Consider the following 23222-nt stretch of genomic DNA (forward strand, 5'->3'; position numbering starts at 1 on the left):
CTTTCGACTGTTTGCCGTCTGATCTGGCGCAATGATGCCAAGGATAGAAGTTCAGCACACCATCCGGCACCACCGCAGGCGAAACTTCCCCCATGCTAAGATGGCCATCCGGCGCCTGGGCGCCACGACTTAGCGGACCTGGCATGACCCCACTGACAGCGGCCGAAACCTATTTGCAAGACTTTCACCAAAGACAAGTCGGCGCGACCAGCGCCGCGTTTGCCCATCTGCCGGCCAGTTCGCCTGTCGGGAGTTGGGCTTCGTCCTACGAAGTGTTGACCAGCCTGATACCGGCCGTGGACACGCCCTTGACCGTACTCGACCTGGCCTGCGGCGATGGCCATCTGCTGGGTTTGCTGGCAGCCAGGCGGCAGCCCCGGCTGCAACTGCTCGGCGTCGACATGAGCCAGGGTGAACTGGCTGCCGCGCGCGCCGCCCTGCCGGCCTCCGTGCGGCTGCTGCATGGCCGCGGCCAGGCGCTGGAACTGCCATCGGCCAGCGTCGATTATCTCGTCTCGCACATGGCGCTGATGCTGATGGACGACATCGAACGAGTCGTGCGCGAAATGCGCCGCGTGCTGCGTCCCGATGGTCACTTTGCGGCCATCGTCGGCCGCACTTTCCTGCTGGGCGAAGTCAACGACGTTTTCATGCGCGTGTTCAAGCCCATCGCCAGCACCGAGCTGCCGCCGCTGCGCTTTGGTGACCGCCGCACAGGGTCCGAAGCGGGCTGGCGCGGGCTGCTCGATGGCGCGTTTGCGGACGTCGAATTCGACGACATCGACGTACCATGGACGCCCACGCCGAGCGAACTGTGGACGGCCCTGCTGGACACCTACGATATCGACCGCCTGGACGACGGCGCCAGGCAACGCCTGCGCAACGCGTTCCTGGATGCCGTGGCGCCGCTGCAAACCGGTGACGGATTGATCGCCACCGGCTGGGGGCTACGCGCCGTACGCGCTCGGGCGGCCTGAACTGCCATCGTCGCCAGTGACTGCCGGCATCACCGGCAACAGGCCGCGATAGTGGCTGCCACTGCGCGCAGCACTGCTACTGTCCATTGCAGGTTTGCTGGCAGGCGGACCGTTCGGCGTTGCACTCTGCTTGAGCGGTACCGCCAGCAATGCAAGCACGCCATTCGGCAGCACAGGCGCTAGCGCAGCTTGCAAAGGCTGGCGTCGCGGTCACCGCCAAACCAAGGCCGGACGCAAAAAGAAATGCAGCGAGCTTTTTATTCATGGTGTTCTCCAAAGTTGGATGGCTGATGAATCCCTGCGCGCGCCATCGACTGGCGCAGGGCCACATACACAAGTATGTCGGGTGTCATCGCAAGCTGGCCGTGCGTCAGCGCGAAGTGAAAAGTCCTGCGGCCGCCAGCGGATACTGGAGCACCGCCAAATCAAAGCCGTTCATATAAACGCGGCGCGTCCCGGCCGATAGCCAGACCAGCATCCATAATAATGCCGCGCATCGCCGTCAATTTCCGATATGTTGAAAACATGCGAAAATTCTCCTCGCGAAATCTGAGGTCATGATCAGCCCGCCATTATTAATTGTCAAGACAATTCAATTCATTTCGTACTATCGAATAATTTCTCGCGCAATGAAAAATACGGTCGCAATAAAATCGATAGAATGGGAAGGTTCGCTCAGTCATGCCGGCTGCTGCTGGCGCATGGGAGCGCGACGACAACGACTCACTGCCTGGCAGACGCAAGAAAACAATCTGCACGTGATACGAATATCATCACCATGGATATCAATAGAAACTTACTCTTTGTCATTATCGGCAGTTAAATTTTAATAATAAAATTCACAGAATAAAACAAACTTAATAAAAATACATTCACTAAATTCCGGACGAATAAAATTCAGAGAAAAGAAAATGATAAAACACGAAGCACCAGATATCGCACTCCGTGTTCAAGCAAATTGAATTCGACACAATGGAAGCGCCGCGCTGAATGCCTGCCAGTTTTTTATCCGGGCCGGGGAATCAGCACTTTAAGAATCAGCGCTCCTGCCACAGCCACTCCGTGCGCCGCAAAAAATCTTTGCCCGGCGCACGGTATAATCGGCCTCGCTTACTTCAACACCCAGGCACGACATGACTTCCTCCCCGCTTCCTCCCGATACATCCACCGACATCTCCGACAGCAGCGACGACAATAACGACGCTACCCTCGTCGCGGAACTGGGGGAGCTGGCCGAGCATATCCGCCTCGTCAAGATGGAAGGCCGCGTCTTCGTGCGCTTTTCCGGCGTAGTCAAGGCGGCCCATCTGGTGGTGCCGTATGCGCTGGTGCCGGCACAGGGCGTGCTGGCGCGACCGGCCAAGTGGCGCAAAATGGACCGCGAGGCCAAGCTGGCCCTTGTGCGCGAACGGGCCGGCGCGGCCGTGTTCGAGGAGCTGCGCCAGCATGTGATCGACTTCGTCGCCGATATCGCAGGCCTGAGCGAGGACGTGGACACGGACCCGATGGTTTTCCTGCACACCTTGGCCGACATGCAGACGTCGGAGCCGGCGGGCATGGTGTTCGACCGCATCCGCCAGCGCTTCAATCACGCCATCGAGCGCCAGCAGGAAGAACAGCACGCGGCGCGCACGCGCCAGAGCATCAACCTGGCCGAGTATCCGGCCTCGTTCGAGATGGCGCGCCGCCTGCCGCGCCGCTTCATCGCGCTGCTGGGTCCGACGAACTCCGGCAAGACGCACCGCGCCATGGAAGCGCTGGTCAAGGCAAAGAGCGGCATCTACCTGGCGCCCTTGCGATTGCTGGCCCTGGAAAACTACGAGCGCTTGCAGGAAGCCGCGCCGCACGGCAAACCGCTGGCAGTGAGCCTGATCACGGGCGAGGAACGCCGGGTCGTCGACGGCGCCACGCACGTGGCCAGCACGGTGGAAATGCTGGACACGAAAACCGTCGTCGAAGTAGCCGTCATCGATGAAATCCAGATGCTGGCCGACCCTGATCGGGGTGCCGCGTGGACGGCGGCCGTGTGCGGCGCGCCGGCCCACACCGTGTATCTGGTAGGAGCCCCCGAAGCGCGGCGCGCGATCGAGGCGCTGGCCGAGCGCCTCGAATGCCCGCTGGAAGTGCACGTATTAAAACGCATGGCGCCCTTGTCGATGGAGCCTACGGCCGTACGCAAGGTGCGCAACCTGCGCCGCGGCGACGCCGTCATCGCCTTTTCGCGCCGCGAAGTGCTGATGTGGCGCGACATGATCACGGAAACGGGGCTGTCGGTGGCCACCGTCTACGGCAACCTGTCGCCCGAAGTGCGGCGCGCGCAGGCGCAGCGCTTCCGCGACGGCACGGCCGATATCGTTGTCGGCACGGATGCGCTGGCGATGGGACTGAACATGCCGATCGCGCGCATCGTGATGACCACCTGCGTCAAATACAATGGCCGCGAAGAGGAAGAGATTTCGGCCGCGCTGGCGCGCCAGATCGCCGGGCGCGCGGGCCGCTATGGCGTGCATGAAGAGGGACTCGTGGCCGGCTACGACAACGAGACGCATGAAGTAATGCGCGCCCTGCTCAAGGAAAAACTGCACCCGCTGAACACGAGCGGCTTTGCCGTGGCGCCGTCGCTCGAGCATCTGCACCGCATTTCATCGGTGACGGGCGAACTGTCGCTGTCAAAACTGCTGCGCCGCTTCATCCACAATATCGACGTGCCGGACGGCTTCTTCTTCCCCCGCATTACGGAAGACCAGAAGGAACGCGCCGTCTGGCTCGATACCCTGCCCCTGTCCGTGGCCGACAAGTTTACCTTGTCGCTGGTACCGATATCGAGCAAGGTGCCGTCCTTGCAAACGGCGTGGGAACACTGGGCGAAGAATCTGTCGCAGGGAAAAGTCAGCACCCTGCGCCAGCATGCGTACGGCGGAGGGACGCAGAATCTGCAGCAGGTGGAAGACACTTGCCGCTACTACTCGGCGTATGCGTGGCTCAGCTACCGCCTGCCCGAATTCTTCCCCGATATCGACGTGGCGCAAAACCTGTCGCGCGATGCGTCGGAGCGGGTCGATTCCATCCTGCGCGCGCACAATGCGGCCTCGCGCGGACGCTCGAAGAAATTCAGGTAAACGTCAACGGATTGGCCAGAACCAGACCTCGCCACAATCCCAGTAGCATTCGGTGCCGCAGATCTTCACGTCGATGGAGGGCAACAGGATGTCGATATGCCCACCGGCACCACCCAGGTAGCCGGGAATGCGGAAGAAGGCGACGATGCCCTGGCGCTGGCCGATGCCTTCGATGGCCGCATCGGCAGCGAATTTTTCGGGTGCGCCAAACATCGACGGGCTGGCCAGCATGTGCGCCAGCTTGGCCTGCCCCGGCTCGATCAGCGCGCCCTTGAACGGTCCCTTGCGGATGGCCATGCGGCCCTTGACCTGGACGCCGGCCTTGATCAGGGCCAGGCTGACGCGGATGGCGCAGGTGTTGGCAAAGCTGTCCTTGCCGATCAAGTCTTCCCAGCCGATTTCGCGGAACAGGGCCGCCTGGTCGACGGCGTCCACGCTCGAGTAATTTTCATGCAGATTGATGAATGCAGGTTTCACGCCAGCCTCCCGTCGTCCCTGGTCGACAGGAACATCAGGCCGATTGTAGGACGATACGGCCGCCCTGCACTGAGCGAGGTCAAGCGTAAGCCGACAACACCTGTAACGCCAACAATGATGTCGGATTACGCGCGGCCTTGCCCCGCTAATCCGACCTACACGTACGAGACCGGTGAAAGTTATGGTTTGCCCGGCGCCGTATAATGCAATTTCAGCACCAGCCCATTATGGTCGTCAGCCATATAAATATCGCCGTCCTGCCCCAGCTTCACGTCGACGGGCGCGCCCCTGCCCTGCTTGCCCTTGCGCTCCCAGTTGCTGATCAACTCGACGGACTTGCCCAGCGGCGCACCGGCCTTGTCGGGCAGCAGGGCCACCAGGCGGTGGCCATTGCTGCGGTAGCCGTGGTAGCCGATGATCAGGCTATTCTTGTACAGCGCCGGGAAGCGGCTGGCCGTGTAAAAGGTCATACCCAGCGGCGCGGCGTGGCCTGGCAGCAGGCGCTCGGGCGCCGCATATTGGGCGTCGCAAGCCGTCTTCGGATATTCGGGACTGGCGACATTGTCGTCATAGCAGTACGGCCAGCCGTAGTGCCGGTCGGACTTGATCAGGTTGAGTTCCTCGTGCGGCAGGTTCTCGTCGCTTTTCAACTGCGGCATGGCGGCCTGGATGGCGTCGCGCGAGTTTTCCGCCTGCCACAGCTCGCCCGTCGCAGGGTGAAAAGCCAGTGCCATCGAATTGCGCAAGCCGCGCGCATGCGTGCGCCAGCTTGTCACCGTGCCAGCCGGCCAGGCCATCGTGTATTCGCGGATGGCGCCCAGCGCTTCCAGTCCCTCCGCCGAAGGACAGGCTTTGGTTGGATCGGGCGCCTTGCCGTCGTTCTCGCAATGGTCGGTGCTCGAGCCCACGTTCACGTACAGGTCGCCCTTGGGGCTGAAGCGCATATTCGTCAGCAGGTGCAAACCGAGGCCCGGCAGGCGCGGCGTCTTGGCCGTGCCGCCGATCACGTCGGTGAGCTTGCGGGTGGTGTCGCGCAGGTCGAAGCGGAAGATGCGCCCTACTTCGCCCACGTAGACCATGCCGTCCGGTCCCTGCACGATGCCGTTCGGGCGATCGAGCTTGTCGAGCAGCAGCTTGCGCTCGTAGCCGCCACCGGCCGCCTTGGGCTGCAACAGCCACAATTTACCCTGCTTCGGCGCCCATCCCGTCATGTCGGTGACGAGGATATCGCCATTCGTCAGCGGCAGCACGCCGCGGGGGAATTTCAGGCCGTCGGCCAGCACGGCCACGCAAAAGCCGGCCGGCGTGGTCACGTCGAGGCGCGGCAAGCCATCGCACTGGGCGCCGGTCGCCGCCATAACGGGAGCGAACGCACCGGACAGGCAGGCGGCCAGGATGATCTTGTTATTCATTGTGGTCTCATTCCATCAAAGGTAGTCGGGGCATGACGGCGCGCGCATTGGCGCTGGTGGCAACGGCCACGTCGGCCAATGCCAGGCCGCGCAGCTCGGCCAGCACGGCGCCGATGCGCGGCAATTCTTCGGGGCTGTTGCGGCCAGGGTGTATCCAGGCCGGGGAAATATCGGGCGCGTCCGTCTCCAGCACGATGGCGTCCAGTGGCAATTCCGTGGCCATGCGGCGTATCTGCAGCGCCCGGGTAAAGGTCATGGCGCCGCCAAACCCCAGCTTGAAACCGAGGTCGATATAGCCCTGCGCCTGCTGGAAGCTACCATTGAACGCATGGGCGATGCCGCCGTTCGGACGGATCTGGCGCGCGTGCTTGAGGACGATATCCTGCGAGCGGCGCACGTGGGTGAGCACGGGCAGGTCGAAGTCGCGGGCGATTCTCAGCTGCTCGCGCAGGAAGTGTTCCTGCTTGGCGCGCATGGCCGGTTCGCACAGCATGGGAATGAAGAAATCGAGGCCGATTTCGCCGATGGCGACAAAACGCGGGTCATTCATGGCCAGCGCCACGGCCTCGCGCAGCGCGATCAAATCGTCATCCGTAGCGTGCGGCACGTAGATCGGGTGGATGCCAAGCGCATAGCAGGCGTTGGGCGCCGCTACCGCCAAGTCGCGCACGATGGCGAAATTGGCCCGTTCGACGGCGGGAATGACGATCATGCCCACGCCCTGCTGCTGGGCGCGCGCCGCCACCTGCAGCGATTCGCTGCCGAATTCATGCGCGTCGAGGTGGCAGTGCGTGTCGATCCACAGCATGGCGGCTCCTTAGTATTGGTACGGTTGCAGCCCTTCGTCCGTCAGACGCAGCACGCGGTCGCAGCGCTTGGCCAGTTCGATATCGTGCGTGACGATGACGAAGGCCGTGCCCAGGGTACGCGACAGTTCCAGCATCAGGTCGAAAATCTGTTCGGCCGTGGCGTGATCGAGATTGCCCGTCGGTTCATCGGCCAGCACGCAGGCCGGCTGCGTGACGAGGGCGCGGGCCAGGGCCACGCGCTGGCGCTCGCCGCCCGACAATTCACCGGGCGTGTGCGTGACCCGCTTGGCCAGGTTGACGCGCGTGAGGATCTGCTGCGCCAGCTCGGTGGCGGGTGCGCGCTTCATGCGCCGTATCATCAGTGGCATGGCGACGTTGTCGAGCGCGGAAAACTCGGGCAGCAGGTGGTGGAACTGGTACACAAAACCCAGCGAGGCGTTGCGCAAGTCGCCGCGCGCCTTTTCGCTCAGATTGGCGAAGTCCTTGCCCAGCAAGGTGACCTTGCCGCTGGTGGGCGTATCGAGGCCGCCCAGCAAGTGCAGCAGGGTCGATTTGCCGGAACCGGAGGCGCCGACGATGGCGACGCGTTCGCCACGGTGAACGTCGATATCGATGCCGGCCAGCACCTGCACCTTATAGCTGCCCTGCGTGAAAGTCTTGCCCAGGCCGCGGCAGGAAAGGACGGCGGAATCGGCGGAAGCGCCGTTGGAGGCAGGTTTGTTCAGATCGGTCATGGTCGTAGTCAGTGGTTTATTCATAGCGCAGGGCTTCCGCAGGTTTCACGCGGGCAGCCCACCAGCTTGGGTACAGGGTCGCCAAAAAGGCGAGGATCACGGCCAGCACGCCGATCTTGGTGACGTCGGGCCAGCGCAGGTCGGACGGCACGGTGCTGATGAAATAGATGTCCTTCGAGAGGAACTGCACGCCCAGCAGATGCTCGATGAAGGGCACGATGACGTCGATGTTCATGGCCACCAGCACGCCGCCGCCCACGCCCAGGATCGTGCCCAGGATGCCCACCAGCGCGCCCTGGATCATGAAGATCTTCATGATGGAACGGGGCGACGCGCCCAGGGTGCGCAGAATCGCGATATCGGCCTGCTTGTCCGTCACCGTCATCACCAGGGTCGAGACGAGGTTGAAGGCGGCCACCGCGATGATCAGGGTCAGGATGATGAACATCATGCGCTTTTCCGTCTGCACGGCGGCAAACCAGTTGGCGTTCAGCTTGGACCAGTCGCGCAGCCACAGGTCGCCCGGCATGGTTTTTTTCAGCTCCGCCGCCACTTGCGGCGCCTGGTTCATGTCGGCCAGGCGCAGACGCAGGCCCGACGGGCCGTCAAGGCGCAGCAAGCGCTGGCCGTCTTCGATATTGATGAAGGCCAGGCCCGCATCGAATTCATTGTGGCCCGCCTGGAAGATGCCGCTGACGGTAAAGCTGCGCATGCGCGGCAGCACGCCGGCCGGCGTGACCTGGCCCTGAGCCAGCATCAAGGTGACTTTTTCGCCAAGGTTGACGCGCAAAGCGCGCGCCAGCTCGATGCCCAGCACGATATTGAAGGTGCCCGGCTGCAGCGCCTTGAAGCTGCCCATGCGCGTCTGGCCAGCCACGTCGGAAACGTTCGGTTCTTCCTCGGGCAGCACGCCGCGCACGATGGCGGGGCGCAGCGCATCGTCGCGCAGCAGCATGCCCTGCGTTTCCACGAACGGCGCGGCGCCCTTCACGGCCGGATTCTTGAACGCTTGCGCAGCTTCCGCGCGCCAGTCCGGCATGCTGCCGCTGTTGTCGAACACTTCCACGTGGGCCAGCACGGACAGCATGCGGTCCGTCACTTCCTTCTGGAAGCCGTTCATCACGGACAGCACGACGATCAGCGCCGCCACGCCCAGGCCGATGCCGGCCATGGAAATGAGCGAGATAAAGGAGATAAAACTGTTGCGGCCACTGCGCTTGCCAGCCCGCGTGTAGCGCAGGCCGACCAGCCATTCGAAGGGAAGATTTTTTAACATGCTCATTGATTCGTTAATTCTCAGGGGTCTGACCCGCCGGGTCTGACCCCGGCAGTTTGTTGATCAGCCAATTACTCATACCGCAGCGCCTCGGCCGGCTTGACACGCGCGGCGCGCCAGCTCGGGTAGATGGTCGCCACCAGCGCCAGGCCAAAGGCGATCAGGCCGATCTGCGCCACGTCCAGCCAGTGCACGTCCGACGGCACGGCGCTGATCTGGTAGATTTCCTTCGAGATGAAGTGCAGGCCGAAGATGCCTTCGATGAAAGGCACGATGACGCCCACGTTCAGCGCCAGCACGACGCCGCCGATCACGCCCAGGGCACTGCCCAGCAAGCCGACCAGCGCGCCCTGGATCATGAAAATCTTCATGATGGAGAATGGCGAGGCGCCCAGGGTGCGCAAAATCGCGATATCGGCCTGCTTGTCAGTGACCGACATCACCAGGGTCGAGACGAGGTTGAACGCGGCCACGGCGATGATCATGCTGAGGATGATGAACATCATGTTCTTCTGGCTTTGCACCAGCGCATACCAGCTGGCACTGGCGCGCGACCAGTCGCGCATCCACAGCTGGCCGGGCATCGACGCTTTGAGTTCACGCGCCACCTGCGGCGCCTTGTTCATGTCATGCAGGCGCAAACGCAGGCCGGACGGGCCGTCGAGCTGCAGCAGCTGCTCCGCATCCTGCATGTTGACGAAGGCCAGGCTGCCATCGAGTTCATTGTGGCCCGCCTCGAAGATGCCGGCGACCTTGAGCGCGCGCATGCGCGGCATGACGATGCCATTGGCCGGATCGCCCGCCCTCGGCTCGCGTTCCAGCATCAGGGTGACGTTCTGCCCCACTTTCACATCGAGCGCCTTGGCCAGGTCGATGCCCAGCACGATGTTGTACGAACCTGGCGTCAGATCGTTGAAACTGCCCTGCTTCATCTGGCTCGCCACGCTCGAGACGGTGGCTTCCTGCTGCGGCAGCACCCCGCGCACGACGGACGGGCGCATGGTTTCGTCGTTGAGCAGCATGCCCTGGGTTTCCACGAACGGCGACACGGCCTTGACTTGCGGGTTGGCGTAGGCGGCGCGCTCCTGCGCCTGCCAGTTCGGCATGGAGCCGCTGGTATCGAACACCTCGACGTGGGCCAGCACCGACATCAGGCGGTCCGTGACCTCCTTCTGGAACCCGTTCATGACGGACAGCACGACGATCAGGGCGGCCACGCCCAGGCCGATGCCGGCCACGGAAATGAGGGAGATGAAGGAAATGAAGCTGTTGCGGCCACTGCGTTTCCCGGCGCGCGTATAGCGCACGCCGACCTGCCACTCGAAGGGAAATTGTTTGATGATGCTCATGCGCTCCCGCGACAACGATGATATGCGAGCGCGCAGTGTGCCACATAATGGGCATTTCATGCATCAAGTCTGCGTGATCCATGTGTGAAACCGCGCACGCCGGCCCTATTTTGCCTCCTGCGCCAGGCCGAACGCGTCCAGCAGCCGCCCCGCCAGCGCGTACTGGCGCATCTGCGCCACGGTCAGACGGTGCAGCTGGTCGCTGCGCCGCTGCTGTATCGTGAAATAGCTGTCGCGCGTCTGGATGACCTGCTGCAGGTTGCGCCGGCCTGCCTCATATTGGATGGTCCCGCCGCGCACGACGAAGGCCATCTTTCTTTCCTGCTCGTCGAGCAGGGCCAGGGTGCGCTGCGCATTGGCGATGCGCGGCAGCATGCTGGCCAGGTCGGCGCGCGTGCCCTGCTCGGCGCGCGCCACGTCCGCCTCGGCCGCCTGGGCGCGGCTGATGCTCTCGTCGCGCTGCGCCAGGCTGCCCCCGCCCAGCGGGAATTCCCAGGAGACGCCCACCGACCAGCCCCGCTGCTGGATGGTCGACGGCGGCGGCGTGGTCTTGTTATTCAACAGGTGGCTGACATTCAGGTCCACTTTTGGCGCCAGGGTGGCCGCCACGCTGCGCACGCGCAGCTGGGCCGCCGCCGCCCGCTCGCGCGCGGCGCGCAATTGCGCGTGCTGCGTATCAGCATTCTCCAAAGCCTGCGCCGGCAGCGGCGCGAAGGCGAAATCGGCAAACTGCGCCACCGGCTCGAAGGCCAGCGCTTCGAGCTTGATGCGCGCCGCCTGCTGGTCCGTCAGCAAGCCGTCGTGCACCAGTTCCGCGTCCAGCTGCGAGCTTTGCGCCAGTTCGCGGTCCACTTCCGACGCTTTGCCCAGCTCCGCCTGGCGCGTCACCTGCAGCACCAGTTGCGTCACGTCGCGCAGCCGTTCCTGCGACTGCTGCAGGCTGCGATCCAGGCGTTGCATGTCGAAATACGCTTCGGCCAGCTTTTCCGCGCTGTCCGCGCGTGCGCGCTCCACGTCGAAGGCGGCACCCGCCATCTCGCGCTCGGCCGCATCGAGTTCGGCGCGGTCGGCGCCGCCGTTGTAGACATTCCAGCGCACGCTCGCTTCCACCTGGTGCGTGCGGCGTTCCACGTCCAGGGTGCCGTCGAGGTCGTTGCTGCGCCCCCGCGTGGCCTGCAGCGCCGCCGTCGGGAACAAACGCGAGCGGGCCTGCTTGTAGCGCGCTTCGGCGGTGGCCAGCGCCGCCTGCGCCGCGATCACCTGCGGATCGCGCGGCACGGCGCGGGCCAGCAAGGCCGGCAAGCCGCGCACGGACTGCGCCTGGAAAGCGGCCGGTGGCGCTGGTTGGGCGGCCGCGTTTGCGCAGGCGAATGCCATGAAAAGTAAAAAAGCACGCATCACCGCTCCTGCAGGGAAGACTGCAAGCCGCGCAGCACGGGCTTGAACACATATTGCAGCACCGAGCGGCGCCCCGTCAGGATGCCCACGTCGACGGGCATGCCGGGCGTAATCGGCAGCACCTTGCCGTGCGCCGTCAACTGGCTGCGGTCGGTACTCAGCTGCACCTCGAAATACGGCTCGTTGCGTTCATCGGGAATCGCATCGGCGCCCACGCGCACCACCTGCGCCTGCATGCGTCCATACGTGGTGGCGTCATACGCCAGCACATTGGCCGATGCACGCTGCCCCACGTGGATAAAACCGATGTCCGACGGCTTGACGCGCACGGAGATCAGCATTTCCGAATCGGCGGGCACGATTTCCAGGATAGGTTTGGCCGGCTGTGCCACGCCGCCGACGGTCGCCACCAGCACGCGGTTGACGACGCCGTCGACGGGCGCCGTCACGTCGCGTCGGCTCACCTGGTCTTGCTGCCCCTTGACGGTGCTGGCCAGGGCGCCGGCCTTGGTTTCGTATTCGCTGCGCTGGGCGCCCCACTGGCCGCGCATGCGCGCTTCCACTTCGCCGGCCTGCGCCTGCGCCTCGGCCAGGGTGGCCGCCAGGCGTGGCACGGACGCGCGCAGGCCGTCGAGTTCCGTGCGCTGCTGCTGCACGCGCTGCTGCGCGTTCAGATAATCGCCGCGCGAACCGGCGCCCTCCTTGAACAGGCGCTCTTCGATCGACAGGCTTTCCAGCGCAATCTTGAGGCCCGTGTCGAGTTGCGCGATGCGGCCGTGCGCCTCGGCCAGCTCGCCGCGCCGGCGCGTCACGCCTTCGCGCGCGGCCGCCGTGGCCGATGCGAACTCGCGCTGGCCATCGCGCCACAACTGCGTTTCCTTGGCGATCAGCTCGGGCGCTTCCTGCTGCCATTCCGGCGCAAACCGGGGCGTGCCGCCGGACAGCAACGCGTCGAGGCGCGCCCTGCCCGCCAGCGCGGCCAGGCGGTTTTGCACGCTGGCGCCCAGATTGGCCTCGTACTGGGCCGTGTCCAGGCGCAGCAACAAGTCGCCGCGGCGCACGCGCTGGCCCGGTTTCACGAGCATTTCACGCACGATGCCCCCTTCCAGGCTTTGCACTTCCTGCAAATGCGATGGCGGCGTAATGGCGCCACGGCCATTCACGGACACGTCGAGCTGGGCGAAGGTGGCCCAGGCCAGGATCAACACCAGCAGCACGGCGATCAGGGCCAGCATGCAAAGAACAATGCGCTGCGGTTCGCGTTCCGGGTCCGGGTGGGCCGCCGGCAAAGGACGGGCGTTCAGGGCGCTCATGCCGCCACTCCCTGTTCCGCCGCAGGCCTGGCCGCCTGGCTGTTCAACACGCGCATGACCTCATCGCGCGGGCCGTCGGCCACGATGCGCCCCTTGTCGAAGACGATCAGACGGTCCACCAGCGCCAGCATGGCCATGCGGTGGGTGACCAGCACGATGGTCGTGTCTTTCAATGACCGCAGGCGACCGATCAGGCGCTGCTCGGTCGCCGGGTCGAACATGCTGCTCGGCTCATCGAGCAGCAGCATGGTCGGTTTCGCGAGCAAGGCGCGAGCCATGGCCACAGCTTGCCGCTGGCCGCCGGACAGGCGTTCGCCCCGCTCGCCCACTTCCGTCGCCACGCCGTTGGGCAGCTGGGTGATGATGTCGTCGAGGCAGGCCAGGCGGATGGCGTCGAGCAGACTGGCGTCGTCGGGCTGGCTGCGTCCCAGTTCGATGTTTTCGCGCAGGGTGCCGTGGAACAGGGTCACGTCCTGCGGTACGTAGCCGATCTGGCGGCGCAGGCTCAAAGGTTCGAGCTGGGTGCTGGCCAGGTCGTCGAACAGCACGCTGCCGCTTTGCGGGCCGTACTGGTTCAGCAGCAAGCGCAGCAAGGTGCTCTTGCCGGAACCGAGCTTGCCGATCACGCCGACCCGTTCGCCGGGGCGGATGTGCAGGTTGAGTTTATCGAGCAGCGGCGGCGAATTCGGGTAGGCAAAGCCCACGTCGCGAAACTCGATGCGCCCGGACAGGGGCGGCGCCTGCAGGCTGGCCGCGTCGTCATCGGTCGGCGCTTCCATGATTTTATTCAGAGCGTGGTAGGACAATTTGGTCTGCTCCCAGCGCATGATCAGGCCCGCGATCTGGCTCACGGGCGCCAGCGCGCGGCCTGTCAGCATGCTCACGGCGATGATCTGGCCCAGGGTCAGCAGGTGTTCGCCCATCAGCAAGGCGCCCGTGGCCACCACGGCCACGCCGGACAGGGCCAGCACGGCCGTGTTGATGTAATTGACGCGGCTGACGATTTCGCGCGTCTCGACGCTGTTGGCGGCGATGGCCACCGTCAGGCTCTCCCATTTGCGCCGGCTCCACGCTTCGGCGCCCAGCGCCTTGATGGTGTCGAGGCCATTCATGGTTTCAAACAGGTGCGCCGTGCGCTGCGCGCTTTCCTGCATCGAGGCGGCCACGTGGCGCGCCAGGGCCGCGCGCGAAGCAAAGGCCACCAGCAGCAAAATCGGGATGACGGCCAGGGGCACGAGCACGAGCCAGCCGCCCACCAGGGCGATCACCAGCAGGAACAGCAGCAGGAACGGCAAGTCGCCCAGGGTCGTCAGGGTGGTCGAGGCAAAGAATTCGCGCACGGATTCGAAATCGCGCACGGTATTGGCCAGGGTGCCGCCGGAAGCGGGCCGGCTGGCCGCGCGCAGGCGCAAACACTGGGCAAAGATGTTCGACGACAACGCCACGTCCATGCGGCGCGACGCCGTTTCCACCAGTTCGCCGCGCAGCAGGCGCAGGGCCAGCTCGAAGCCCGTCAGCACCACGACGGCGATCGTCAGCACCCACAGGCTGGACGTGGCATTGTTCGGGATCACGCGGTCATACACGGCCATCGCATAGAACGGCACCAGCGCGCCGATGATATTGAGCACCAGGGTGCCCAGCAAGGCCCAGCGGAAGACCCAGCGGCTGCGGTTGAAGACATCCCAGAACCAGCGCCCCGCCACCGGCATGCTGTAGAGCAGGCTGCGCTGGTCGAAAAACAGTACGGGCCGCACGGCCACCCAGCGTCCGTCGGGCACTTCCCGCGCCAGCGCGGCCGCGTCCAGCCAGGCGCTGCCTTCGATGCCGGGCACGTGGCATTCGTATTTGCCGTCAGCAATAGTCAACACCACCAGCGCCTGCCCTTCCCCATTGAGCAGCAAGGCCGGCATTTCCGTCGGGCGACGCGGCGTGCCTGCTGGCAACGCGGTGCCGGCCAGGGTGGCTTGCGCCAGCGCCTGGTCGAGGAAATCGGCGGCGGCCGGGCTGGTCTGGGCCGCCACGCTGGCGCGCAGGCGCTCGGCCTGCACGGCCACGCCGAAAAAGCGCGCGAGGAAGACGATGGCATCGGCGATGGCATCGGTGGACGCGCCGGCGGAAGCGGTGGAAGTATCGGGGGGTGGGGTCATAATGGATTCACAATAAAACGCTGCGGCGCACCGGTCGGGCGCGCCGCAGCGGGAACGCTATCGCTTGCGCGATGAGCGATAAGCAATAATTAATGAGCAATAATTAAATCAGCGCGGAAGCGCCCTTGCGGCGGCGCGCCATGAAGCCCAGCAGGCCCAGGCCCGCGACCAGCATGGCCCAAGTCTGCGCTTCCGGCACCGGCGACACAGCCAGCAAGGTTTGCGAAGCCGGGTTGACGCTGCTCAAGCTCGTGTAGTTGTACAGGTTCTGGATGGCGCCATTGCCCGTGGCCACGCCCAGCATGGTGTTGGCCTGGCTGACGACGGCATTGCTCAGGCTTTTGAAGCGCAGGTCGCCCGTCAGCAGGTTCGTGTTGTCGTTATTCAATTCCCACAGGGCCAACTGGAAGGCGGCGGCGCTGTTGGCGCTGGTCGACACACTGGCGACGGACGAGGCGTAATAGCCTTCATACAAGCGCTTGACGGAATCGCTGGCGGCGAAGGCGCCGCTGCTGTAGCTGTTCGAATTGTTGCTCAGTGCGACATGGGGATCGAGGCAAAACGCCAGGAAGGTGTTGCTGTCGTATTTGACTTCCCACAAGGTTGGCGAGATGGCGCTGCCCGAGCCGAAGGCGCCGCCGGTAGCCGTAAACAGGCTGACGCTGTGCGAATCGACGACTTGCAGGTTGGAGGCGGCCAGGGCGCTGCCGCTGGCCAGGGCGAACGTGGCGGCGGCGATGGCGCCGCGGACGAACAGGTGCATGGATTGTTTCATATTGGTTTCCCTATTTCTATTATCAAGTGTGGAAAAAGCGTGGAAAGCGCCGGCGCCCCGTGACGGGTGCGCCGGTGCGGCATTGCCGGGCAGGATTACGGGCCGGCAAGGGACATCAGGCAGCCATTTCCTGGGGCTGGGTATTTGCGTGGGCCATGGCGCGGCGCAAGAGGTCGGCCATCTCGCACTGGGCATGGGCTTCGGCAGCCGGGGCAGCCTGGGCGGCAGCGACCGTGTTGACCGTGCCATCCTGGCCCAGCACCACGTCGAGCGTGCTGTCGTCGCGCAGCAGGTCGGCCATGCTTGGCAAGGTCACGCCGGCGGCGGCCGCATCCTTGGCATCGACGTTGAAATACACGTCCGTCATGTCGACCGTCTTGCCGTCGGCCAGGGTGGCGCTGCTGCGCTCGAGGTGCAAATTGCTGTTGGCGTCGAGGAACGGCAGTTCCGTGTAGCTGACCGTCAGGCTGGCCACGCCGGCGTCGTGTAAGGACATCAATTCGCCGTCGTCCGTCACGCCGTTGCTGTTGGCGTCGCGCCAGATGCGCAGTTCCGCGAACTTGTCATCGTGGGCATCGACCACGCCGTCGCCGTTCGAGTCATAGCTCGACAGCTTGGCAAAGCCCGTGCCCTTCTCGTTGCCGCCGAACAGTTCGGAGATGTTATCGATCTTGCCATTGCCATTGCCGTCGATGGCCAGCAAGCCGTCCTGGGCCGAGACCCAGCCCGTCTGGATGGCGCTGCCCGTGCCCAGCAAGTCGAAGCTGCCGTGGAAGTCGGCGCGGGCGATCGTGTGCACGCCGTCACCGTTGAGGTCGATGACGATGGGCGTGATGGCCGCATCCCAGCTCATGTCGTTCTGGCCCGACGCCAGTTTCAGGATGTCCGTGTAGACCACGTTGCCCGTCGTGCCATTGCTGTTGACGTCAGAATCGATGTTGTCGTTCGTGCCCACGTTCTTCGCGCCCCAGCGCCATGTATCCATGGCGTAGCCCGCGTGATACACGCCCGACTTGTCGAATTTGAGCGAATAGCTGCCCGGATCGAGGTTGCTGAACAGGTAGTTGCCGTAGGCATTCGTGTAGGTGGTGGCCAGCAGCACGCCACTGCCCGAGTACAGCTGCACCTTGATGTTGGCGATGCCCGCCTCGTTGTAGTCCTGCACGCCATCATGGTCGGCGTCGCGCCACACCTTGTCGCCCAGGCTGGCCTTGCGGTAGATGCCCGCATCCCAGCTCATGTCGTTCTGGCCTGCGGCCAGGTTGATCAGGCCCGAGCGCCCCGTGCTGACATCGACGTCGGAATCGGCCGTGTCAACACCCACATTGGCCTTGGTGTAATAGAAGCCCGATGGACGGATGACTTCCACCTTGTAGCCGCCGGCCGCCAGTTCGCTGAACAGGTAATTGCCGCTGGCATTCGTCGTCGTCGTGGCGATGACCTGGTTGTACGCGTTGAGCAGATTGACTTTCACGCCCGCCACGCCCAGTTCGCCCGCCTCCTGCACGCCGTTGTAGTTCCTGTCTTCCCACACGCGGTCGCCGATGGAAGCCGTGTTCAGTTTCACCAGGCCCGCATCCCAGTCCAGCTGTACGTCGCCCGACTTCAGGGTGGTCCACGTGGTGGTGAAGCCGGTGGCCGGATTGACGTCCGAATCGGTGGCGTAACCGCCGATGTCCGCCTTGGTGAAGCCGTAGCCGGCCGGCGGCACGAAGCCCAGGTAGTAATTGCCGGGAACCAGGTTGCTGAACAGATAATTGCCGCTGGCATCCGTGGTGGCGCTGGCCACGACGGCACCTTGCGCGTTGTACAGGTTGACTTTCACGCCACAGACGCCCGTCTCGCCCGCATCCTGCGTGCCGTTGCCGTTCGCATCGAACCACACGCGGTCGCCGATGGACGCCGTCTTGTACAGGCCGGCATCGAGATCCCTGTAGTTCTGGCCGGCAGCCACCGTCACCTGGCCGCTGTTGCCCAGCGTATTGATGTCGCTGTCGAGCGCATCGTTGCCGCCCGCATCCTTGACCGTCGTCAGATAGCCGGCGGGGGCGACGACGGCGATCGAATACGTGCCGGGGTCGACATTGAAGTTGTAATAGCCGGTGGCGTCCGTCAAGGTCGAACCGATCACGCTGCCGGCCGCGTTTTTCAGCTGCACGGTGACGCCGACTATGCCCGCTTCGCCCGCATCCTGCACGCCATTCATGTTGCTGTCATGCCAGACCCGGTCGCCCAGGGTGGCTGGCAAGGCGACGATGCCGGCGTCCACGCTGTGGTTGCTGTCGCCCGAGGCCAGCAGCACTTGCGCCGTGCGGCCGTCGGCATTGGCGTCCGAGTCGCGCTGGTCATCGCCGCCCTGGTCCTGGCCCGTGAAGGCGTAGCCGGCTGGCAAGGTGGTTTTATCGAACTGCACGCTGTAGGCGCCCGGTTTCAGGTTCGTGAACAGGTAGTTGCCGTTCGCATCCGTCAGCAGCGGGCTGCCGATGGCGTTGCCCGATGCATCGAGCAAGGTCACTTTCACGCCTGCGGCGCCCGCTTCACCCGCGTCCTGCACGCCATTCCTGTTCGTATCGAACCAGACCCGGTCGCCCAGCTCGGCCGTGCGGTACAGGCCCGCATCAAGGCTCAAATTGGTTTCGCCCGGCGCCAGGGTGACGGACGCCATCTTGCCGGCCGCATCGATATTGCTGTCCTTGGCCGTGTCGCCGCCCTGGTTCGCTGCCGTCGGCACGTAGCCGGCGGGCGCCACCACGGTCACCGAATAGGTGCCCGGATTGACATCGAAGTGGTAGCCGCCGCTGGCGTCCGTCGTGGTGGAGGCCACCACATTGCCGGCCGTATCCTTCAATTGCACGACAACATTGGCGATGCCCGCCTCGCCCGCGTCCTGCACGCCGTTGGCGTTCTTGTCTTCCCACACGAAATCGCCGAGGTGGGCCATCGGCACCTTGAAGGTCAGGTAATGGGGCGCCAGGCTCAGGTCTTGCGCATTGCAGCCTTCCGTGCCGCCATCATCGCGCACCTTGAAACCGAGGTCGAAGTCGCCGGCCACGGTCTGGCTGGGCACGAAGACCAGGTGACCCGCGCGGATATCGTCGATGGAGACTTCCGTGCCCACCGCCACGGCCACGCCGTTGAGCAAGACCTGGCCCGCCGTGGTGGTATTGGTGATGACGATGGACTTGAAGCCGTCGTGCTCGACGTCGTCGTGGAAGCCGAAATCGCTTTCGCTCAGCACGACGCTGGCACCGTCGACCAGAGTGAAGGTCTTGTCGGCCGCATCGGGCGCATCATTGACGGGATCGATAATGACTTGCAGGCTCAGCTGGACGATGTCGCCATTACCCTTGTCGATCGTCACCTGGATGGTCGAGAAGCTGCCATTGTAGTTGGCGGCCCAGTCGCCGGGACGCACGTACACGGTGTCCGCGTCCTGCATGCCGAACAGCGGCGTGTTTTCCGTCGATTCCGTATCGTCCGGCAACAAAACCGTGAAATTCTTGATATTCAGTTCGCCTTGCACCGAGTAGCCGGCCTGGATCAGCAGGTCGCGGATATCGAAATTCTTGTTGATGTCTTCGCAGACGTGGACCGTGGTCGACAGGTTGTAGGTAGTCATGCGGCCTCCTGACGGCATGCCACGGCGGCGGCAGGAGCGGAAATACGGAGGGCCAGGGCGCGATCAGCCTGGCCGTGCAAAGCGGCGAATGTATACATAGGTGGGCTTCCAAGAAGGGACTTGTTTAAAAATGAAGCCGGCAGATCTTGTATACAGTTTCGAGGGACACAGGAGCCAGACGACGCAACCACGCAGCAGGGGGTGATTGTCTTTCTAATATTTAAGTTGTCGCAATTATATCCAGTATCTTTTCAAAAGCAAATTAATTTCCATCAATATCAATAAAATTTTTATAATTTTTTCGCATACCCGGCGCGGGCGGTGTTGCCATCGGGGGCCTGAAAATAGATGCACCTTCTCGGCCCCCACCACAATCGCCTACAATCTCGGGATGAATCAACTTACCCTCGTCCTGCCCTTCGCCTTGCCCAATGCCGAACTGGCTGCCGACCTGCTCAAGGTCTTGCAGGCGCCCGCGCTGGCGGCGCTGCTGTCGCGCACCTCCACTTGCAATTTGGAAATTTTTGACAACACCAACCGCCTGCTGCCGCACGAAGCGTGGCTGGCGCACGCCTTGAGCCTGTCGCCCGCGCCCAACGGCGAGGCGGCGCAATCGGCCTTTGCCGCCCAGGCCATGCGCGGCTACGGCCTCGTGCCGGAACCGGGCGCGCGCTACTTCATGCTGCATCCGGCCCACCTGGCCATCGCCCGCAGCCATATCAGCCTGGAAGACTTGCGCCAGCTCAAGCTGAGCGAGGCCGATGGCCGCGCCCTGTTCGACATTGCGGCTCCGTATTTCGACGAGATCGGCCAGCCCCTCGCGTATGGCGACGCGGGCACCTGGTTCATGCGCGCCGACGCCTGGTCCGACTTGCAGTGCGCCACGCCGGACGCCGCCACCACGCAAGACCTGTCCGTGTGGATGCCGGAAGGCGAGCATGCGCGCGCCGCGCGCCGCCTGCAAAACGAAGTGCAGATGCTGTGGCATGAACATCCGGTCAATGCGGCGCGCGAAGAGCGGGGCTTGAAAGCCATCAATTCCTTCTGGATCTGGGGCGGGAGCCTGGCCACGGCCACGGCCGCACCTGCATCGGCGCGCTGCGCGGCCAGCCTGCTTACGAAGGACGCACCGGGCTGGCTGGCCGCGCTGGCGGAACCGGCGCAGCGCGATGCCAGTCCAAACAGTGTGCTGGCAAGCGAACAGGACGCGATCGTCGTGCTGGGCGGCCTGACCGAAGCGGCGCAGGCGCAGGAATGGGGCATGTGGCTGCAGCAGTTGCAAGCGCTGGAAGCGGACTGGTTCGCGCCCCTGCTGGCGGCCCTCAAGGATGGCCGTCTGGGCCAGCTGCGCCTGGTGCTGAGCCACCGCGACGCCTGGCTGGACTGCACCACCAGCAAGAATGCGCAGCGCAAATTCTGGCGCGCGATTACCCTGAACAAGTTGAAAGCATCATGACCCGTACCCGCATCACCACCCGTCCCTGCCCCTACCGCGAATCCGAATTGCTGCGCCAGGGCGGCATCCATCCCGTGCTGGCCCGCTTGTACGCGTCGCGCGGCCTGTCCGACGCGAAAGAACTCTCGATCGAGCCGAAAGACTTGATACCGCCGTCCGGCTTGCTGCACATTGGCGCGGCCGGTGTCTTCCTGGCCGACGCGATTGCCGCCAAGAAACGCATGGTCATCGTGGCCGACTACGATTGCGACGGCGCCACCGCCTGCGCCGTGGCCATACGCGGCTTGCGCGCCATGGGCGCCGACGTCGATTTCATCGTGCCCAACCGCTTTGAATACGGCTATGGCCTGACGCCGGAAATCGTCGAACTGACGGCGCGCGAAAAGTCGCCCGACATCATCATCACCGTCGACAACGGCATCGCCAGCATCGATGGCGTGGCCGAAGCGAACCGGCGCGGCATCCAGGTGGTCGTCACCGACCACCATTTGCCGGCCGACACCCTGCCCGACGCAGCCGTCATCGTCAACCCGAACCAGCCCGCCTGCGGTTTCCCCAGTAAACATCTGGCGGGCGTGGGCGTCGTGTTCTACGTCTTGCTGGCCCTGCGCGCGGAAATGCGCCGGCGCGGCCTCTTTGATGCGCAAACGCAACCGAAGCTCGACAACCTGCTCGACCTGGTGGCGCTGGGCACGGTGGCCGACGTCGTGCGCCTCGATACCAACAACCGCATCCTCGTCGCACAAGGCCTCAAACGCATGCGCAAGGGCCATATGCACGCGGGTGTGGCGGCCCTGTTCCGCGTGGCGGGCCGCGAAGCGCGCAGCGCCACGCCGTTCGACCTGGGCTTTGCCCTGGGACCGCGCCTGAATGCGGCCGGCCGCTTGCAAGACATGTCGCTGGGCATCGAATGCCTGGTCACGGACGACGAAGGCCGCGCCTGGGCGCTGGCGCAGCAATTGAACGACATCAATCTGAAGCGCCGCGAGATCGAAGCGGAAATGCAGGATACGGCCCTGCTGCACCTCGACGCTTTCGAGCCGGCCAACAGCAGCACCATCAGCGTCTTCGATGAATCGTGGCACCAGGGCGTGATCGGCATCGTGGCCTCGCGCCTGAAGGAAAAATTCTACCGCCCGACCATCACGTTTGCGCCCGGCGCTGACGGCTGGATCAAGGGCTCCGGACGCTCGATCCCCGGCTTCCACTTGCGCGACGCGCTCGACCTCGTGTCGAAACGGGCACCTAGCCTGATCGACAAGTTCGGCGGCCACGCCATGGCGGCAGGCTTGACCATCCGCGCCGACGCCTTCGATGCGTTTTCCAAGGCCTTCGAAGCCGTGGGCCAGGCCTGGCTCAGCCAGCAACAGCTGGAACGGGTCGTGGAAACGGACGGCCCGCTGGAAGACGCCTATTACACGACGGCCTTCATCGAGCTGATGGATGGCCAAGTGTGGGGCCAGGGCTTCGCCCCGCCCGTCTTCTGCGACGAGTTCCGCGTCGTCAGCCAGCGCATCCTCAAAGAGCGCCACTTGAAACTGCTGCTGGAAAAGAACGGCGTGCGCTTCGACGCCATCTGGTTCGGGCATACGGATGCCTTGGGCGAACGCACGAGGGTCGCGTTCAGACTGGATGCGAATGAATACAATGGCACGACAAAAGTACAGCTCATGGTGGAGCACGCCGAACCTGTGTAGTGACACCTGACAGTACCTACTGCGCGTCGGTATAGGCGGCCTGCGATGCTCACCGTACTAGAAGTACGGTTGCGCTTCTCGGCCACCTCTCCCTTCCGCTCGCTACGGTACTGTCAGGTGTTGCAACGTTTGTGATCTTATTCTTGCTAGGTACAACGATGGCTGGAACACCCCGAAACACCACCTGAAAGCAGCACCATGCTGACCGGCCTGAACCACCTCACCCTGTCCGTGCGCGACCTGGCGCGCAGCGTCGCCTTTTACCGCAACACCTTGGGCCTGCGTCTGCATGCGCGCTGGGACAGGGGCGCGTATCTGTCGGCCGGGGAGCTGTGGCTATGCCTGTCGCTTGACGCGCAAGACACGCCTGTGCTGGCCAGCCCCGGCTACACGCATTACGCGTTCTCCATCGCGTCCGCCGACTTCGCCCCGTTTGCCGCCCGCCTGCGCGCCGCCGGCGTGCCCGAATGGCAGCAAAACCGCAGCGACGGCGATTCCCTGTATTTTCTCGATCCCGACGGCCATCAGCTGGAAGCCCATGCGGGCAGCCTGGCGCAGCGGCTGGCAGCCTGCCGGGCGGCGCCCTATGCTGGCATGCAATTCTTTGACGGCTAAGGGTATAGGCGCGCACATTTGGACGAGGACAGCACAAATTCCCGAA

17 protein-coding genes are annotated in these 23222 nt (G+C 64.2%); 6 read left to right on the plus strand and 11 right to left on the minus strand.

Annotated elements, in window-relative coordinates:
• Positions 1-143 precede the first annotated feature (143 nt).
• The 3 genes from OPV09_RS18115 (at position 144) to OPV09_RS18125 (ending at position 4096) form a co-directional block, all read left to right on the plus strand.
• On the plus strand, positions 144-977 hold the full coding sequence (locus OPV09_RS18115) for a class I SAM-dependent methyltransferase (protein ID WP_219329894.1): 834 nt from the start codon (positions 144-146) through the stop codon (positions 975-977).
• Between the two features lie 149 nt (positions 978-1126).
• Entirely contained in the window at positions 1127-1420 is a 294-nt protein-coding gene (locus OPV09_RS18120) for a hypothetical protein (RefSeq protein ID WP_219329895.1), read from the plus strand.
• Positions 1421-2110: 690 nt separating this feature from the next.
• On the plus strand, positions 2111-4096 hold the full coding sequence (locus tag OPV09_RS18125) for a helicase-related protein (RefSeq protein ID WP_219329896.1): 1986 nt from the start codon (positions 2111-2113) through the stop codon (positions 4094-4096).
• A 3-nt stretch (positions 4097-4099) separates the two neighbouring features.
• Here the strand turns inward: OPV09_RS18125 and OPV09_RS18130 are convergent, their stop codons facing one another.
• The 11 genes from OPV09_RS18130 to OPV09_RS18180 form a co-directional block, all read right to left on the minus strand.
• Positions 4100-4573 (minus strand): T6SS effector amidase Tae4 family protein, encoded by a 474-nt coding sequence (locus OPV09_RS18130; protein WP_219329897.1) that lies wholly within the window; start codon positions 4571-4573, stop codon positions 4100-4102.
• Positions 4574-4752: 179 nt separating this feature from the next.
• A complete protein-coding gene (locus OPV09_RS18135; RefSeq protein WP_219329898.1) occupies positions 4753-5985 on the minus strand; it encodes a PQQ-dependent sugar dehydrogenase in 1233 nt (410 codons plus the stop codon).
• Between the two features lie 7 nt (positions 5986-5992).
• On the minus strand, positions 5993-6790 hold the full coding sequence (locus OPV09_RS18140; RefSeq protein ID WP_219329967.1) for a TatD family hydrolase: 798 nt from the start codon (positions 6788-6790) through the stop codon (positions 5993-5995).
• A 12-nt stretch (positions 6791-6802) separates the two neighbouring features.
• Entirely contained in the window at positions 6803-7528 is a 726-nt protein-coding gene (gene lolD, locus OPV09_RS18145; protein WP_034788536.1) for a lipoprotein-releasing ABC transporter ATP-binding protein LolD, read from the minus strand.
• A gap of 16 nt (positions 7529-7544) precedes the next feature.
• Positions 7545-8810, minus strand: a complete 1266-nt coding sequence (locus OPV09_RS18150; protein ID WP_046682975.1) for a lipoprotein-releasing ABC transporter permease subunit — start codon at positions 8808-8810, stop codon at positions 7545-7547.
• Positions 8811-8875: 65 nt separating this feature from the next.
• Positions 8876-10153 carry a lipoprotein-releasing ABC transporter permease subunit gene (locus OPV09_RS18155; RefSeq protein WP_034755457.1) on the minus strand — a complete coding sequence of 426 codons (1278 nt, stop codon included), beginning with the start codon at positions 10151-10153 and terminating at the stop codon, positions 8876-8878.
• 105 nt (positions 10154-10258) lie between these two features.
• Positions 10259-11551: a TolC family protein gene (locus OPV09_RS18160; RefSeq protein WP_338679014.1), complete on the minus strand. Its 1293-nt coding sequence runs from the start codon at positions 11549-11551 to the stop codon at positions 10259-10261.
• On the minus strand, positions 11551-12864 hold the full coding sequence (locus OPV09_RS18165; protein ID WP_034755455.1) for an HlyD family type I secretion periplasmic adaptor subunit: 1314 nt from the start codon (positions 12862-12864) through the stop codon (positions 11551-11553). The genes OPV09_RS18160 and OPV09_RS18165 overlap by 1 nt, the downstream gene beginning before the upstream one ends.
• Positions 12861-15014, minus strand: coding sequence for a type I secretion system permease/ATPase (locus tag OPV09_RS18170; RefSeq protein ID WP_034755452.1), 2154 nt, complete (start codon positions 15012-15014; stop codon positions 12861-12863). Before OPV09_RS18170 ends, OPV09_RS18165 begins: the two co-directional genes overlap by 4 nt.
• A 103-nt stretch (positions 15015-15117) precedes the next feature.
• The gene (locus tag OPV09_RS18175; RefSeq protein WP_034755450.1) at positions 15118-15789 is read right to left on the minus strand and encodes a PEP-CTERM sorting domain-containing protein; all 672 of its coding nucleotides are present in this window, start codon (positions 15787-15789) and stop codon (positions 15118-15120) included.
• A gap of 115 nt (positions 15790-15904) precedes the next feature.
• Positions 15905-19408: an SdrD B-like domain-containing protein gene (locus tag OPV09_RS18180; protein ID WP_338679015.1), complete on the minus strand. Its 3504-nt coding sequence runs from the start codon at positions 19406-19408 to the stop codon at positions 15905-15907.
• Between the two features lie 391 nt (positions 19409-19799).
• Between OPV09_RS18180 and OPV09_RS18185 the strand changes: the two genes are divergently transcribed.
• The 3 genes from OPV09_RS18185 to fos all read left to right on the plus strand — a co-directional run bounded on the left by OPV09_RS18185 (position 19800) and on the right by fos (position 23176).
• A complete protein-coding gene (locus OPV09_RS18185) occupies positions 19800-20864 on the plus strand; it encodes a hypothetical protein (RefSeq protein WP_338679016.1) in 1065 nt (354 codons plus the stop codon).
• Positions 20861-22561 (plus strand): single-stranded-DNA-specific exonuclease RecJ, encoded by a 1701-nt coding sequence (gene recJ, locus OPV09_RS18190; protein ID WP_338679017.1) that lies wholly within the window; start codon positions 20861-20863, stop codon positions 22559-22561. Before OPV09_RS18185 ends, recJ begins: the two co-directional genes overlap by 4 nt.
• A gap of 198 nt (positions 22562-22759) precedes the next feature.
• Positions 22760-23176, plus strand: a complete 417-nt coding sequence (gene fos / locus OPV09_RS18195; RefSeq protein WP_338679018.1) for a fosfomycin resistance glutathione transferase — start codon at positions 22760-22762, stop codon at positions 23174-23176.
• Positions 23177-23222 lie beyond the last annotated feature (46 nt).

It is taken from the genome of Janthinobacterium sp. TB1-E2, from assembly GCF_036885605.1.
Taxonomy (GTDB): domain Bacteria; phylum Pseudomonadota; class Gammaproteobacteria; order Burkholderiales; family Burkholderiaceae_D; genus Janthinobacterium; species Janthinobacterium aestuarii.

What these genes read in the sequence shown, in the direction of transcription:
- OPV09_RS18165 (WP_034755455.1), bottom strand. Translation starts at nt 12,864, where the DNA reads ATGAGCGCCCTGAACGCCCGTCCTTTGCCGGCGGCCCACCCGGACCCG.
- lolD (WP_034788536.1), bottom strand. Translation starts at nt 7,528, where the DNA reads ATGACCGATCTGAACAAACCTGCCTCCAACGGCGCTTCCGCCGATTCC.
- OPV09_RS18185 (WP_338679016.1), top strand. Translation starts at nt 19,800, where the DNA reads ATGAATCAACTTACCCTCGTCCTGCCCTTCGCCTTGCCCAATGCCGAA.
- OPV09_RS18170 (WP_034755452.1), bottom strand. Translation starts at nt 15,014, where the DNA reads ATGACCCCACCCCCCGATACTTCCACCGCTTCCGCCGGCGCGTCCACC.
- OPV09_RS18160 (WP_338679014.1), bottom strand. Translation starts at nt 11,551, where the DNA reads ATGCGTGCTTTTTTACTTTTCATGGCATTCGCCTGCGCAAACGCGGCC.
- OPV09_RS18180 (WP_338679015.1), bottom strand. Translation starts at nt 19,408, where the DNA reads ATGACTACCTACAACCTGTCGACCACGGTCCACGTCTGCGAAGACATC.
- OPV09_RS18115 (WP_219329894.1), top strand. Translation starts at nt 144, where the DNA reads ATGACCCCACTGACAGCGGCCGAAACCTATTTGCAAGACTTTCACCAA.
- OPV09_RS18175 (WP_034755450.1), bottom strand. Translation starts at nt 15,789, where the DNA reads ATGAAACAATCCATGCACCTGTTCGTCCGCGGCGCCATCGCCGCCGCC.
- OPV09_RS18125 (WP_219329896.1), top strand. Translation starts at nt 2,111, where the DNA reads ATGACTTCCTCCCCGCTTCCTCCCGATACATCCACCGACATCTCCGAC.
- OPV09_RS18120 (WP_219329895.1), top strand. Translation starts at nt 1,127, where the DNA reads ATGCAAGCACGCCATTCGGCAGCACAGGCGCTAGCGCAGCTTGCAAAG.
- OPV09_RS18135 (WP_219329898.1), bottom strand. Translation starts at nt 5,985, where the DNA reads ATGAATAACAAGATCATCCTGGCCGCCTGCCTGTCCGGTGCGTTCGCT.
- recJ (WP_338679017.1), top strand. Translation starts at nt 20,861, where the DNA reads ATGACCCGTACCCGCATCACCACCCGTCCCTGCCCCTACCGCGAATCC.
- OPV09_RS18155 (WP_034755457.1), bottom strand. Translation starts at nt 10,153, where the DNA reads ATGAGCATCATCAAACAATTTCCCTTCGAGTGGCAGGTCGGCGTGCGC.
- fos (WP_338679018.1), top strand. Translation starts at nt 22,760, where the DNA reads ATGCTGACCGGCCTGAACCACCTCACCCTGTCCGTGCGCGACCTGGCG.
- OPV09_RS18150 (WP_046682975.1), bottom strand. Translation starts at nt 8,810, where the DNA reads ATGAGCATGTTAAAAAATCTTCCCTTCGAATGGCTGGTCGGCCTGCGC.